The organism is Geomonas limicola (genome assembly GCF_014193675.1).
GTDB lineage: Bacteria > Desulfobacterota > Desulfuromonadia > Geobacterales > Geobacteraceae > Geomonas > Geomonas limicola.
In genome coordinates, this window is the sequence record NZ_BLXZ01000008.1 from 18,675 (window position 1) to 34,265 (window position 15,591).

Annotated in this window: 8 protein-coding genes; all 8 read right to left on the reverse strand. The window is 63.3% G+C overall.

Features of this window, described 5'->3' with window-relative positions:
- Positions 1-69: 69 nt before the first annotated feature.
- Positions 70-2,190 (reverse strand): methyl-accepting chemotaxis protein, encoded by a 2,121-nt coding sequence (locus H7688_RS17790; protein ID WP_183362560.1) that lies wholly within the window; start codon positions 2,188-2,190, stop codon positions 70-72.
- 290 nt (positions 2,191-2,480) lie between these two features.
- Positions 2,481-6,047: a pyruvate:ferredoxin (flavodoxin) oxidoreductase gene (gene nifJ, locus H7688_RS17795; protein WP_183362561.1), complete on the reverse strand. Its 3,567-nt coding sequence runs from the start codon at positions 6,045-6,047 to the stop codon at positions 2,481-2,483.
- A 28-nt stretch (positions 6,048-6,075) separates the two neighbouring features.
- Complete coding sequence (locus tag H7688_RS17800) at positions 6,076-6,234, reverse strand: ribbon-helix-helix protein, CopG family (protein WP_183353337.1); 159 nt, start codon at positions 6,232-6,234, stop codon at positions 6,076-6,078.
- A gap of 320 nt (positions 6,235-6,554) precedes the next feature.
- Complete coding sequence (locus tag H7688_RS17805; RefSeq protein ID WP_183362562.1) at positions 6,555-8,807, reverse strand: NADP-dependent malic enzyme; 2,253 nt, start codon at positions 8,805-8,807, stop codon at positions 6,555-6,557.
- 378 nt (positions 8,808-9,185) lie between these two features.
- Positions 9,186-10,079: a succinate--CoA ligase subunit alpha gene (gene sucD / locus H7688_RS17810; protein ID WP_183362563.1), complete on the reverse strand. Its 894-nt coding sequence runs from the start codon at positions 10,077-10,079 to the stop codon at positions 9,186-9,188.
- Between the two features lie 39 nt (positions 10,080-10,118).
- Positions 10,119-11,276: an ADP-forming succinate--CoA ligase subunit beta gene (gene sucC, locus H7688_RS17815; protein ID WP_183362564.1), complete on the reverse strand. Its 1,158-nt coding sequence runs from the start codon at positions 11,274-11,276 to the stop codon at positions 10,119-10,121.
- Positions 11,277-11,971: 695 nt separating this feature from the next.
- A complete protein-coding gene (dctA, locus tag H7688_RS17820) occupies positions 11,972-13,345 on the reverse strand; it encodes a C4-dicarboxylate transporter DctA (protein WP_183362565.1) in 1,374 nt (457 codons plus the stop codon).
- A 626-nt stretch (positions 13,346-13,971) separates the two neighbouring features.
- Positions 13,972-15,285, reverse strand: a complete 1,314-nt coding sequence (locus H7688_RS17825) for a dicarboxylate/amino acid:cation symporter (RefSeq protein ID WP_183362566.1) — start codon at positions 15,283-15,285, stop codon at positions 13,972-13,974.
- Positions 15,286-15,591 lie beyond the last annotated feature (306 nt).

The window sequence follows — 15,591 nt, forward strand, 5'->3', positions numbered from 1 at the left end:
CCATCGAACAACAAGGTCCCAGCTCCTGCTCCTCGGGAAACCGGAGCAGGGAGCTGGGACCGTTTTCGTTTAAGATGAGGTTTGCCAGCCCCTGATCCCTGCCTCTATCCCCTGCTCTTCACCGGTGCGGAAGGCGGCCATCTCCTTTTGCAAAAGGTCTACCTGGGCGGCGAGCCCCTGGACCGCTTCACTCAGACCGGTGCTGGCGGCCAGATTGCCGTCGGCGGAACGGGTGATGGTCTCCATCTCGGAGGCGATACGCACCCCGAAGCTGCGCTGCGCCACGCAGGCCTCCTTGATCCGCTGCACCATCGCGGTGACCCGCTCGGTTGCCTGGGCGATGTCCGCGCTCGCGCTGTTGTGCTCCCGGGTCGAGTTGCGCACCTGGTGGTTCAGGCTCTTCATGCGCTCCACCGTGGCGACGATCAATTCGCCCCCCTTCTCCTGCTCGCGGGTCGCGTTCCTGATCTGCAGCACCATGTCCGACATGTCTTCCATGGCCTTCATGATCATCTGGCCGCCCTTGCCCTGCTCGATCGTGGCACGTGCGATACCTGCCGCGTGGTCCGCAGAAAACTTCACCCGCTCCACGATCCGCTCCAGCGCCTCCCCCGATTGGCGTGACAGCGCGGCACCCGAATCGATGCCGGCCTGGGCCTCGTGGATGGTCTTGACCGCGGTCGCGGTCTTATCAAGGACGTCGTTGATGACCTTGCCGATTTCGACGGTGGAGGATTTGGTCTGGTCGGCGAGCTGCTTGATCTCTCCGGCTACCACCGAGAAGCCTTTGCCGTGCTCGCCCGCCTGGGCCGCGATGATGGCGGCGTTCAGCGCGAGCAGGTTGGTCTGCGAGGTGATCCCGTCGATGACCCCGAGGATGGCGCTGATCCCGGCGGCACTGGAGGCGAGCGTCTCGATGACGTCGGTGGTGGTCTGGGAGGCGCTGCGAATTTCCTCGATACCGGAGATGGTGGCTTGCACCGAGTTCCGGCCGGCCTCCGCCTCGACCAGGACCTCCTGGGAGATCCGCGCGGTGCTCTCGGCATTTTCGCCCACCTGGCGAATCGAGTAGTCCATCTCCATGATCGAGGAGCCGGTGGTAGCGGAGACGTCCATGAGCCCCTGTACGCTCATGCCGATCTGTTTCACGGCGGCGCTCATCTCGGTGACCGACGAGCTCACCTCCTCGACCGCGGCGGCGAGGTTTTCCATGTTCAGGGCGACCTCTTCGACGCTGGCCCGCATCTCCAGGGTCGAGGTCGAGGTCTCGGCTGCCGAACCGGCCAGTACCTCGATCCCCTGGCTGACCAGCTGCACCGAGGCGAGGATGTCCTCCACCGCCTGGGAAGCCTGGGCCACGGCGCGGGACTGGGTGCCGGCCCCCTCGGTGACCTGCAGGGACGACGCGGAGACGGTCTCGGAGATGTCGGAAAGCGAGTGGCAGCTTGCGTTGATGTGGCGCACCATGCTGTTGAGCCCGGTGACCATGGCCTTTTGCGCGGCCAGGAGCCTGCCCAGTTCACCGTGGCTCATCTGCTGGTCCGGCTCCTGGCCCAGGGTGAGGTCGCCGGTCGCCAGGCGGTCCGCGAGTGCTGCTGCCTGCTCGACCGGGCGCGCGATCTTCCTGCTGATGACCAGGCTGGCAACCGAGAGGAGCAGGATGATGACCGCGCCGCACCCCACGTTCCACTTCAAAAAGCTCGCCTTCAGCTGGTCGAAGTAGTCGGCCTTGTTGACCCCCGGCACCACCCAGACCTTCCAGGCCGGCAGGTAGCGATAGGCGACGATCTTGTCCTGCCCCGTGGTCCGCGCGGTGTATTCGTAGAAACCGCTGCCGCGGTGGCTGCGGATGTAGTCGATGTGCGGCTGGCCGGCCAGGTTCTTCCCTTCCTCCTTGTAGTGCACCACCAGGGTGCCCTGCTCGTCGAGCAGAAACGGATAGCCGCTCTTGCCGATTTTCACCTGGTAGATGGACTTCTTGAATCCGGGATCGCCGAGAGCGTCGGGTTTGATCGCGGCGACGTAGTTGATGCTCTTCTCCAGGGCATCGGCCACGGCGGCAACGTCGGTCTTCATGATGGTCTTGATCTCGTTGACGGCCAGGAAGTAGGAGAGGGAGACGCTGAGCGCCACGGCGAGGAAACCGAGGGCGGAAAGGAGGGCGAGCTTTGCCTTGATACTGGTGAACATGGCATCCTTTTGCTGCGAAAAAAATGGGGGGCCATCCCAAGGGCGGCAGGTGCCAGGTGCACGCCTAGGCAATACCCCTAGCAGGATAGGGGATTATGGCATAGCTGCCAATTAATATCAAATAGTTGCAACTCATTGGCGGCAATTGTGTTTTGAGGAGGCAAAAGCCTCAAGTTTCCCGTCCTGACTACCTATGTAAAACAGTAGGAAACTCCCGACGTTTGCACAAAAAGAGCCCTCCCCATCGCCTCGGGGAGGGCTCCTTGTTCGTGCCTGGGCCTCCGGCCCCTCTAGGACTCGAAATCGAGCCCGGCGAGCTTCTGGTAGTAGTCGAAGCGCGCCTTGGCCACCTTGCTCGCCTGCTGCATCAGGCGGTCGGCGACTTCCGGGTTCAGCTTCTTGATCGACTTGTAGCGGTTCTCGCCGTAGGCGTACTCCTCGAAGGCGATGCTGGGCGCCTTGCTGTCCAGCTGCAGCGGGTTCTTACCCTCTTCGGCGAGTGCCGGGTTGTAGCGGTAGAGCGGCCAGTGCCCGGAGGCGACTGCCTTTTTCTGCTCGTCGATGCCCCGGGTCATGTCGATGCCGTGGGCGATGCAGTGGGCGTAGGCGATGATGAGCGACGGACCGTCGAAGGCCTCGGCCTCCAGGAAGGCCTTGACCACCTGGGCCGGATTGGAGAGCGCCACGCTCGCCACGTAGACGTTGCCGTAGGACATGGCCATGAGCCCCAGGTCCTTCTTGGGCATGGTCTTGCCCCCTGCGGCGAACTGGGCCACCGCCCCCAGCGGGGTCGACTTGGAGGCCTGGCCGCCGGTGTTGGAGTAGACCTCGGTATCGAGCACCAGGAGGTTCACGTTCTTGCCCGAGGCGATCACGTGGTCCAGGCCGCCGTAGCCGATATCGTAGGCCCAGCCGTCGCCACCTACGCACCAGACCGATTTTTCCACCAGGTAATCGACCAGCGGCAGGAGCTTCTGGGCGGCCTCCACCGGCGAGGTTCCGATGAGGGCGCGCAGCTTTTCCACCCGTCCGCGCTGGGTCTCGATGCCGGCTTGGTTGGACTGGTCGGCGCCGTTTATCTCGCGCAGCAGTTCGCGGCTCCCTTTAAAGGAGGGGTCCTCGATGAGCTGGTTCACCAGTTCGCGGGCGAACATGGTGAACTTGTCCACCGCAAGACGCATCCCGTAGCCGAACTCGGCGTTGTCCTCGAAGAGCGAGTTGGACCAGGCCGGGCCGCGACCGTCGGCGCGCTTGGCCCACGGGGTGGTGGGGAGGTTGCCGCCGTAGATCGAGGTGCAGCCGGTGGCGTTGGCGATGAGCGCGCGGTCCCCGAAGAGCTGGGAGAGAAGCTTCAGGTACGGGGTCTCGCCGCAGCCGGCGCAGGCTCCGGAGAACTCGAAGATCGGGCGCACCAGCTGGCTGCCGCGCAGGGTGTCGAGCTTGAGGCTCGCCGGGTCAAGGTCGGGAAGTGCCAGGAAGAAGTCGAAGTTGGCCGCCTCCTGGGCGCGCAGCGGGGGCTGGAACTTCATGTCCAGCGCCTTGTGGCCGGGGTTCGTCTTGTCCTTGGCCGGGCAGTTGTAGGCGCAGGCGCCGCAGCCGGTGCAGTCCTCGGGTGCCACCTGCAGGGTGAGCTGCATCCCCTTCACCTCGGGGATCTTCGCCTCGCAGGACTTGAAGCTCGCCGGCTTCCCGGCCAAGAGCTCGCCGGGATAGGCCTTCATCCGGATGGCGGCGTGCGGGCAGACGAAGGCGCAGATGCCGCACTGGATGCAGAGCGCCTCGTCCCAGACCGGGATCTCCACCGCGATGTTGCGCTTCTCGTACTGCGAGGTCGCGGTCGGGAAGGTGCCGTCGCGCGGGATGAGCGAGACCGGCAGCTGGTCGCCGCGACCGGCGATGATGGGGGCGGTCACCTGCTGCACGAACTGGGGGGCCTGGCCGGAAACCGCCGGGGGCATGACCAGCTTGCTGGTGGCCGCCGCCGGAACGATGACCTCGTGGATGTTCTTGAGCGCCTCGTCCACGGCGCGGTTGTTCATCTCGACCACCTTGTCGCCGGCCTTGCCGTAGCTCTTCTTGATGGCCCCCTTGATCTCCTTGAGAGCCGTGGCAAGCGGCAGGATCCCGGAGATCTTGAAGAAGGCGGTCTGCATGATCACGTTGATGCGGGCGCCCAGCCCCAGCTCCTCGGCAAGCTTGATGGCATCGATCACGAAGAACTTGAGCTTCTTGCCGATGATCTGCTGCTGCACCTCGACCGGCATGCGGTCCCAGACCTCTTCCTTGGCAAACGGGGCGCACAAGAGGAAGGTGCCGCCGGGCTTCGCCTTTTCGAGCATGTCGTACTTCTCCAGGAAGGTGAAGTTGTGGCAGGCGATGAAATCGGCGTTGTCGATGAGGTACGGTGAGTTGATCGGTTTTTTCCCGAACCTCAGGTGCGAGGTGGTGATGGTGCCGGCCTTCTTGGAGTCGTAGACGAAGTAGGCCTGGGCGTAGTTCTTGGTGGTCTCGCCGATGATCTTGATGGAGTTCTTGTTGGCCCCGACGGTGCCGTCCGAACCGAGACCGTAGAACATCGCCTCAAAGGTTTCGGTCATCGGGGTGCGGAAACTCGGGTTGTAGTCCAGGCTCGATCCAGTCAGGTCCTCGGTGATCCCCACCACGTAATGGTTCTTCGGGTTTTTCAGCTTCAGGTTGTCGAAGACCGCCTTGGCCATGGCCGGGGTGAACTCCTTGGAGCCCAGGCCGTAGCGCCCACCCACGATGACCGGGTAGCCGGTGCCGCGGTACTTGCCCGCGGCCATCGCCTCGCCGATCGCGGTGCGCACGTCGAGGTAGAGCGGCTCGCCCAAGGAGCCCGGCTCCTTGGTGCGGTCCAGCACGGCGATCTTCGTGACGCTCGAGGGAAGGGCCTTGACGAACGCATCGAGCGGGAAGGGGCGATAGAGGCGCACCTTGATAAGCCCCACCTTCTCACCCTTGGCGCTCAGGGTCTGCACCGTCTCCTGCACGGTGTCGGCGCCGCTTCCCATGATCACGATGACCCTTTCTGCGTCCTTGGCCCCCACGTACTGCACCGGCTTGTACTTGCGGCCGGTCAGTTTAGCGAACTTGTCCATCTCCTGCTGCACCACCTTGAGGCACTCGGGGTAGCTCGCGTTCACCGTCTCGCGGGCCTGGAAGTAGACGTCGGGGTTCTGGGCGGTGCCGCGCAGCACCGGGCGGTCCGGGGTGAGGGCGCGGGCGCGGTGCTCGTTCACCAGGTTGTCGTCGATCATCTGGCGCATGTCGTCGAAGGAGAGCTCCTCCACCTTCTGGACTTCGTGCGAGGTCCTGAACCCGTCGAAGAAGTGCAGGAAGGGGAGCCGGCTCCGAAGCGTCGCGGCCTGGGCGATGAGCGCGAAGTCCATCACCTCCTGCACGTTGTTGGAGCAGAGCATGGCCCAGCCGGTGGAGCGGCAGGACATAACATCGGAGTGGTCCCCGAAGATGGAGAGCGCCTGGGTGGCGACGGCGCGCGCCGAGACGTGGAACACCGTGGAGGTGAGCTCGCCGGCGATCTTGTACATGTTGGGGATCATCAGCAAAAGCCCCTGGCTCGCCGTGAAGGTGGTGGTGAGGGCGCCGGCCTGCAAGGCGCCGTGCACCGCGCCCGAGGCCCCCCCTTCGGACTGCAGTTCGGCCACCAGGGGGACGGTCCCCCAGATGTTCTTCTCGCCGCGGGCACTCTTCTCGTCCGAGATCTCGCCCATGACGGAAGAGGGGGTGATCGGGTAGATGGCGATGACTTCGTTGGTGGCGTGGGCCACGTGGGCGGCGGCGGTATTGCCGTCGATGGTTACCATGTTCCTGGGCATCGGGCTTCTCCTGTAGCCGGTGGACGGCCTACTTGGTGGTGTCGGTGTACAGTTGCATCGCCTCGCGCATCAGCTCCGAGATGGAGGTCCGGCTCTGGCGCGAGATCTCCTCGAGCTCGCGTTTCTCGTCCTCGCTGATCCTGAGCGAGACGACGGTATGCTTGGCGTGTTCCTTGGTCTTTCCCATTGCTGCCTTCTCCCGAAGTTTGCTGAGGGTGGTACGGTACGAGGTTCCGCACAGACTTCTGTGCTGCAGGAAGGTGCGAGTGGAAGCAACCCCTCACCCGTTCGCTCTTTTCATGGCCTGCCGTACCTGTCTCGTCTGGACTCCTGCAGGCTCTCCCTCGCCCCCTGGGAGAGGGCAGGGGTGGGGGAGCCGCAGGCTTTGCCGGACCTAGCTTCTGCTGCTTCTGTAGTGCTCTTTGCTGGCGGCAGTTTCGGAGCCGGCCGCCCCCTCACCCCCTCCCCTCTCCCGGAGGGCGAGGGGAGGGTCGGATTCCCTCTGTTTTACCTGGTCTGCGCGTCCACCACGGCGATGGCCGCCATGTTGACGATGTCGGAGACGTCGTCGCCGTACTGCAGCACGTGCACCGGCTTGTTCATCCCCATGAGGATCGGGCCGATGGCGTCGGCGTTCCCCAGGTGGCTCAAAAGCTTGTAGCAGATGTTCCCCGAGGTGAGATCCGGGAAGATGAGCACGTTCGCGGCACTCTTCAGCGCAGAGAACGGGTAGCTCTGCTGCAGGATCTCGTCCACCACCGCGGTGTCGGCCTGCATCTCGCCGTCGATGACGAGGCCGGGCTCCCGCTCCTTCACAAGCTGCACCGCCTCGCGCACCTTGGCGGCGAGCGGGTGCTTCACCGAGCCGAAGTTGGCGAAGGAGAGCATGGCGACCTGCGGCTCGATCTCCAGGATGCGGGCGGTCTGGGCAGCCAGGATCGCAGTCTCGGCCAATTCCTCCGAACTCGGATCGATGCAGACCGTGGTGTCGGCCAGGAAGAAGATCCCCTTTTTCAGCACCATCATGTAGAGGCCGTGCACGCTGGAGAGCCCCTCTTTCTTGCCGATCACCTCGAGCGCCGGCCGGATGGTGTCCGGGTAGTGGGCGTCGATGCCGGCCAAGAGCGTATCGGCGTCACCCTGGCGCACCATCATGCAGCCGAAGTGCACCCGCGACTTGCGGGTGATGAGCCGTCTGGCCTCGGAGAGGGTGAGCCCCTTTCTCTGCCTGAGCTCGAAGAGCTCCTGGGCGTACTCCTCGGACTTCGGGCAGCTTGCCGGGTCGATGATGGTCATCAGGCCCGGGTCGATCCCTATCTCGTGCAGACCGTCGGTGATCTTCTGGGCGTTTCCCACCAGGATCGGCTGGCCGATCCCTTCCTCGAGCACGGTCTGGGCGGCGCGCTGGATCTTCGGATGCTCCCCCTCGGGGAAAACGATGCGCTTGGGATCGCTCTTCGCCTTGTTGATGATGAGGCGCATGGTCTCTTTGGAACGCCCCTGCAAGGCCTCGAGCTGCTCGACGTACTTGTCGAGGTCGATGTGCTGGCGCGCCACGCCGGTTTCCATGGCGGCCTTGGCCACCGCGGGGGCCACCTTCAAAAGGACGCGCGGGTCAAACGGCTTCGGGATGATGTAGTCGCGGCCGAAGCTGAACTTCACGTTGCCGTAGGCCCGGGCCACCGAGTCGGGGACCTCCTCGCGGGTCAGTTCGGCAAGCGCCCGGGTGGCGGCGAGCTTCATCTCCTCGTTGATCACGGTGGCGCGCACGTCGAGCGCCCCGCGGAAGATGAACGGGAAACCGAGGACGTTGTTCACCTGGTTCGGGTAGTCTGAGCGGCCGGTCGCCATGAGGACGTCGCCGCGCACCGCGTGGGCCTGCTCCGGGGTGATTTCGGGATCCGGGTTTGCCATGGCGAAGATGATCGGGTTGGCCGCCATGGAACGCACCATCTCGGGGGTGAAGGCCCCCTTCACGGAGAGGCCGTAGAGAACGTCTGCGCCGTTTGCCGCTTCCTCCAGAGTTCTCAGGGGGGTGTCCTGCGCGAAGAGCTCCTTGTACTTGTTCATCCCCTCGGTGCGCCCCTTGTAGATGACCCCCTTGGTGTCGCACATGATCAGGTTCTCGCGCTTAAGGCCGAGCGAAATCGCCAGGTTGGCACACGAGATGGAAGCAGCACCCGCGCCGTTTAAGACCAGGCGCACGTCCTCGATCTTCTTCCCCACCAGCTCGAGCGCGTTCACGAGCCCCGCCGCCGAGATGATGGCGGTACCGTGCTGGTCGTCGTGGAAGACCGGGATGTTCATGGTCTTTTTCAGTTCTTCCTCGATGTAGAAGCACTCCGGCGCCTTGATGTCCTCCAGGTTGATCCCCCCGAAGGTCGGCTCGAGCATCTGTACGGCGCGGATGATCTCGTCCGGATCCTCGCTGTCCAGCTCGATGTCGAAGACGTCCACGTCGGCGAAGCGCTTGAAGAGGATCCCTTTCCCCTCCATGACCGGCTTGCCGGCCAGTGCCCCGATGTTCCCCAGACCCAGGACGGCGGTACCGTTGGAGACCACCGCAACCAGGTTCCCCTTTGCGGTGTACTGGAAGGCATCATCGGGATTCTGCTCGATGGCGAGGCAGGGCTCGGCCACCCCGGGGGAGTAGGCGAGCGAGAGGTCCTGGGCGGTCCGGCAGGGTTTGGTGGGGACGACCTCGATCTTTCCCTTGCGGCCGGTGGAGTGGTACAGCAGCGCGTCCGTTTTCTTGCTCATGGCGGTTGTTCCTCCTTTATGCATAAGAATCGCAGGCAGTCTGATACTCCCAGGCGGTCACCGTGGGAGGGGCCTGGGCCGTGACGCCGGCGCCGCGGCCTAAGCCGCTCCCACGGTGGGACTGACCCGGACTGCTCCGGGGCCTGGATGCACCTTGAGCCGGGCTCGCTGGCGAGCTGTCGGCTGCAGCCGTACCCCAGGCATGCTGCGGTCGGCTAAGGTGGTTCTTCTTGGATGTGTGCTGGGACCAGCGCCCGACTGGCGGAGGGGTGGACGGGGGGCTGCAGGTAGGGCAGGGGCCAAGCCCCCGGGTGGGGGCCGCGCTGCCGTCTGCGGAGCCGGAAGCCTGGGGCCTCCGGCTCCGCCTGCTTGGGCGAACTACTTGGACTTCTTCCTGGTACCGGCGGCCATGGCTTCCTGCATGGCATCGCCCATCCGGGTCGGGCTCGTTGCCACGACGACGCCGCACTCGGACAGGGTGCGGATCTTGTCCTCGGCCTTCCCCTTGCCGCCGGTGATGATGGCACCGGCGTGCCCCATGCGCTTGCCCGGAGGTGCGGTGACCCCGGCGATGAAGGCACCGACCGGTTTCTTCATGTTCTTCTTGATCCAGTAGGCGGCCTCCTCCTCGGCAGCACCGCCGATCTCGCCGATCATGAAGACACCTTCGGTCTGGGGGTCCTCGTTGAAGAGGCTCAACACGTCGATGAAGTTCATCCCGATGATCGGGTCGCCGCCGATCCCCACGCAGGTGGACTGGCCGAGGCCGTTGTCGGTCAGCTGCTTGACCGCCTCGTAGGTGAGGGTGCCGGAGCGCGAGACCACCCCGATCTTGCCGGCCTTGTGGATGTGCCCGGGCATGATGCCGATCTTGCACTCGCCCGGGGTGATCACGCCGGGGCAGTTGGGGCCCACCAGGCGCATCTTGGACTGGTTGATCATCCCCTTCACCGGCACCATGTCGCGGACCGGGATCCCCTCGGTGATGCAGACCGCCAGTTCGAGCCCGGCATCGGCCGCCTCGAGGATGGCATCGGCCGCACCCGGAGGGGGTACGAAGATCATGGAGACGTTGGCCTCGGTGTACTTGACCGCCTCGGCCACGGTGTTGAAGACCGGGATCCCTTCGATGTGGATCCCGCCTTTGCCGGGGGTGACGCCGGCCACGATGTGGCTGCCGTACTCGCGGCACTGCTGGGTGTGGAACAGGCCGCTGCGGCCGGTGATCCCTTGTACGACGATCTTGGAACTATTGTTGATCAGAATGGACATGAAAGGTCTCCTGTTCGCTTGTGTGGATGTCCGCCCGGCCTAGCCCAGCATGCGCACGATCTTGCCCGCCGCATCGCCCAGGTTGTCGCCGCACTGCACGTTGAGCCCGCTCTCGGTCAAGAGGCGCTTTCCTTCCTCCACCTGGCTGCCGTCCATGCGGACCACGATGGGGAGCGTGCAGTTCACTTCGCTGGCTGCCTCGATGATGCCGTGGGCGATCACGTCGCAGCGCATGATGCCGCCGAAGATGTTGACGAAGATACCTTTCACGTCCTTGTCCTGCAGGATGATCTTGAAGGCCTCGGCCACCTTCTCGCGGGTCGCCCCGCCCCCTACGTCCAGGAAGTTGGCCGGCTCGCCGCCGAATTCCTTCAAGACGTCCAGGGTGGCCATGGCGAGTCCCGCGCCGTTCACCAGGCAACCGATGGAGCCGGTGAGCTTGATGTAGGCCAGGTCGTACTTGCCGGCGGTGATCTCCAGGGGGTCGAGCTGCGAGTAGTCCATCATGTCCGGGTACTCGCGGTGCCTAAAGATCGCGTTGTCGTCGAAGGTGATCTTGGCGTCCATGGCCATGAGCCAGCCGGCCTGGGTCACCACCAGGGGGTTGATCTCCACCAGGGCGCAGTCCTTCTCGAGGCAGACCCGGTACAGGTTCAGGATGAGCGTGACGCAGTCCTCGCAGACGCTGCCGGTGAGCCCCAGCTGCAGGGCGATGTGGCGGGCCTGGAAGGGGCGCAGCCCCGTGAAGGGATCGATGTTCAGGGTCTGGATCTTCTCCGGGCTCTTGGCCGCCACCTCTTCGATGTCCATCCCCCCCTCGGCGCTGGCGATCAGGACGTAGCGCGAGGTGCCGCGGTCCAGGGTGATGGAGAGGTAGAACTCGCGCGCGATGTCCACCGCCTCCTCCACCAGGATGCGCCTGACCCGGAGCCCTTCCGGACCGGTCTGCGGGGTGACCAGCGACTTGCCGAACAGCTCCTTGGCGAGGGTCTGGGCCTGTTCGGGGTGGTGCACCAACTTGACTCCGCCTGCCTTGCCGCGTCCCCCCGCGTAGATCTGGGCCTTCACCACGCAACGCCCGCCCATCTCCTTGGCCGCACGCTCCACCTGGTCCGCCGTCAGTGCCACGCGGCCACGCGGGATGGGAATGCCGAAGGCATTCAGAATCTCCTTGGCCTGGTACTCATGGATATTCATCGTGATCTCCTGTTTCCGGTGCTGGGATTTGTACTCATGCTGCAGATCGATGATGCCGATTGGCTGCTCTTTGGCTGGAACACTCAGGAGGCCGCTTTCCACTGACAAAGAGCGGCCTTCTTAGGGGGGAGTTTTCCAGATACTAACACTACTGCTGATTGCCACAGTGTCAACGACTCCCGCCCTTGCTGCTAAGCCTGTGGCGAGCACACACCACTGAGCGCGAATCGGTTCTTATTACATCGGCGGGTACCGCTGTTTTATTGATTTCTGTGTGACTGTCGACCGCTGTGTTGGAGTGGCCTGGGTGTAACTGCCTGAAAAAGCGTAAAACGATGATTTGGTCCTCGCTTTTCCGGAAAGCTGTCGTTGTTTTAAAAACACGTATACTTGAAAGCGATTGATAAATCAAGCTTTTTTGGGGGTTGTGCCGAGATTGTGTCTTTGCTGGAGGGGTGCTGTTCTATTTTATAGTAACGGCTGTAGGAAATAGTGTCGATATTGCAGGGATTTTTTCGATATATGGCGGCGTGGCAGAGGTGTCGCGGGGGATAATAAAACACCTAGAAGCGAAGGCTGGCGCGGGATGGCAGGCCGAAAGGCTGGTGTCCATGCCTGGAAATAAAACACCCCGGTGCCGGGCCCTGAAGGCCCCGAAACCGGGGTGACGTTGGTTGGGGTAGCGCTGCTGCGTTTTAGGCTGCGCTGGCGTCCTCGAGCGCCGGATCGGCGTCCTCCTCGGCGAGCACCGCCTCGAGCTCCTGGGCCAAGGCGTAATCACCCTCCAGGACCGCGTAGAGACGGTCGGTATCTACCGAGTTCTCCCACTTGGCAACCACGATGCAGGCCACGGCGTTTCCGATCATGTTGGTGAGCGCGCGGCAGGTGGCCATGAACCAGTCGACGCCTAAAAGGAGCACCAGGCCCGAAACCGGCAGGGTGTGCAGCGAGGCCAGGGTGGCGGCCAGGCAGATGAAGCCGCCGCCGGCCACGGCGGCCGCCCCCTTCGAGGTCAGGAGCAGCACCAGGAGGATGGTGAGCTGTTCGCCCAGGGAGAGGTTGATGTTGAAAGCCTGGGCGATGAAGACCGCGGCCATGGTGAGGTAGATGGAGGTGCCGTCCAGGTTGAAGCTGTATCCGGTCGGAATCACCAGGCCGACCACGCCGGACTCGATCCCCAGGTTTTCCAGCTTGGTCATCAGGCGGGGGAGCACCGTCTCGGAAGAGGAGGTCCCCAGGACGATGAAGAACTCTTCGCTGATGTACTTGAAGAGCTTCCAGAGACTGACGCCTGCCATGCGGCAGACCAGCCCGAGCACCACCACCACGAAGAGGACCGCGGTCCCCCAGACTCCCAAAAGGAGCTGCCCCAAGCCGGAGAGGGTACCGGTGCCGAACTTGGCGACCGCGAAGGCGATGGCGGCGCCGGCGCCGATCGGGGCCAGCTGCATGATGTAGTGGATGCACTTGAAGAAGCCGTGGGTCACCTCGTCGATGATGTCGACCACGCGCTTCCCTTTCTCGCCCAGGGCAGCCATGGCCATGCCGAACATCACGGCGAAGAAGAGCACCTGCAGGATGTCGCCCTTGGCAAACGCGTCCACCACGGTGTCCGGGATCACGTTCATCAGGAAGTCGGTGGTGCTCAGGTGCTTGGCGCCCTCGGTGAACTTGGCGATCTGCCCCACGTCCAGGGCCTTCGGGTCGGCGTTGATGCCGGCGCCGGGTCTCAACCAGTTCACCATGACCAGGCCGATCACCATGGCAAAGGTGGTGAGCACCTCGAAGTAGACGAGCGCCTTTACGCCGACGCGCCCTACCTTTTTCATGTCCCCCATCTTGGCGATCCCGACCACCACGGTGCCGAAGATGATCGGGGCGATGACGAAGCGGATCATCTTGATGAAGCCCATCCCCAAGGGTCTCAGGGTCTTGGCGAGTTCCGGGGACATGAGCCCCAGCGCCACCCCGATTACGATGCCGATGGTCACCCGGAACAGCAGTGAACTGAAAAACGCGCGCTTCTTGCTGGTCGGTTGTGCCACTTCAACTGCGGTGCTGCTCGCCATCTTCGGCCTCCTCAAAGGTGAATCGCGTAATAAAAACGGGGCAGGGACGGTGCCGGAGCTGCCGACGCCATGCGTTTGCCCCAATCAAACCTTTGTTTGTGAAGCGTGCGGCGCGCTGAGCCGGGAGCCGTTTGCCGGGCAGCTTTTTCTCGGCTCCGCTTTGCGCGTTAATAAAACTGTGTTAGCAATGGTTATACCAATGGGAGCCGGCAGGAGCTAACCCCTCGATATCGTATACGAGTGTGCTGTCTGGTGGGGTGCGGCTCCCCGCGAATGGTTATAACCGGGGATGGGGGTTTAGGGGGTAAGGGGTGGGTACTGGACGTTTATTCCGCAGGTTATGGGGCGTATAACCTGGGTTATGCGGATAACTCTGGTTATACCCTTTTTTGAGGGGGTGGCAGCAGGTCGCACCGGGTGCCGACGCCAACAAGACGCCGGTTTGTTGGCGCGGGAATGGCCGGCGGGCGCCAGGCCTGGCGCGGCGTGTGAGGTGGGACGCATGGCGTCGTGAACCGGTATTGGGAGGTGCTGTGGGGCGTGACGGCGAGGCGCTGCAGGTCGTGGGCGCAAAAAAAGAGGGTGCCGTAACGGCACCCTCTTTGGAAAAACCCGGGAAAAGGACTTTAGATCTCTTCGGACAGCGGATCGAGGCCCAGTTCCGGCTCGTCGAGGGAGGCTACCGCCTGGTTGCTCAGAACGGCGTTCATCCGGTGCGTGTCGAGTTCGTTCTCCCAGCGGGAAACCACCACGGTGGCAACGCCGTTGCCGACCAGGTTGGTGAGGGCGCGGGCCTCGGACATGAAGCGGTCGATGCCGAGGATCAGGGCCAGGCCGGCTACCGGGATGGAAGGGATGGCGGCGAAGGTCGCGGCGAGGGTGACGAAGCCCGAGCCGGTGACACCGGCGGCACCCTTGGAGGTCAGCATCAGGATGGCGAGGATGGTAAGGGTCTGGGTCATGGTGAGCGGGGTGTTGGTGGCCTGGGCCACGAACACGGCTGCCATGGTGAGGTAGATCGAGGTGCCGTCCAGGTTGAAGGAGTACCCGGTCGGAATGACCAAGCCGACTACCGACTTGGTGCAGCCCAGGTTCTCGAGTTTCGCCATCATGCGCGGCAGGGCGCTCTCGGAGGAGGAGGTCCCCAGGACGATGAGGAGTTCTTCTTTGATGTAGGCGATGAACTTGAAGATGTTGAAGCCGGCCAGCTTGGCGATGATCCCCAGCACCACGAAGACGAAGAGCAGGCAGGTCAGGTAGAAGCATCCCATGAAGGCGCCCAGCTTGGAGAGCGAGCCGACCCCGAACTTGCCGATGGTGAAGGCCATCGCGCCGAAGGCGCCGAGCGGGGCGGCCTTCATGATGATCCCTACCACGCCGAAGAAGGCGTGCGAGGTCTTGTCGATGAAGCGGTACACCGGCTTACCCTTCTCGCCCATGGCGGAGAGTGCGAAGCCGAACATGAGGGCGAAGAGCAGTACCTGGAGGATGTCCCCCTTGGCGAAGGCGTCCACCACCGAGGAGGGGATGATGTTCATCAGGAAGTCGACGGTGTTGGTCGACTTGGCCTGGGTGGTGATCGCGGTGAGCGCCTTGGTGTCGATCTTGGTGACGTCGGCGTTGAAGCCTACCCCCGGCTGCAGGAAGGTGATCACGGCGAGGCCGATGGCCAGCGCCAGGGTGGAAACCACCTCGAAGTAGAAGAGCGCCTTGGCTCCCACGCGGCCGACCTTCTTCATGTCGTCCATGCCGGCGATGCCGGTCACCACGGTGCAGAAGATGACCGGGGTGATGATCATCTTGATCAGCTTGATGAAGCCGTCACCGAACGGTTTCATCGCGACGCCGGTCTGCGGAGAGTAGTAACCGAGGGCGATACCGATGGCGATCGCCGTCAGTACCTGTACGTACAGATGCTGGTAAAACTTTTTCCCGTTCATGCCCTTCTCCTTTATGCCAAAAAGTGAACTTCTTTTGTTTTCCGCGGTCTGGGGCCCGTGGGAGGGCGCCGAATCACCTTTTGAGCGCAGGTACTTGCGTCAAAATTTAAAACGATGTTAGCAACTAGCGTACCAAGGGGCGTAAACGGCGCCGATCTCAGCCAGTGGCGCGATTTCGCCGTATACGTGAGGGTGCGGGCCGGGCGGTAATGGGTATAACCGTATACCTCTCTAGTAGAGGGGCTTCAGAAAAAAGAGCTTTACCTTCAGGCTGTTCCGGCGATATAACCTGGGTTATTGTTATAA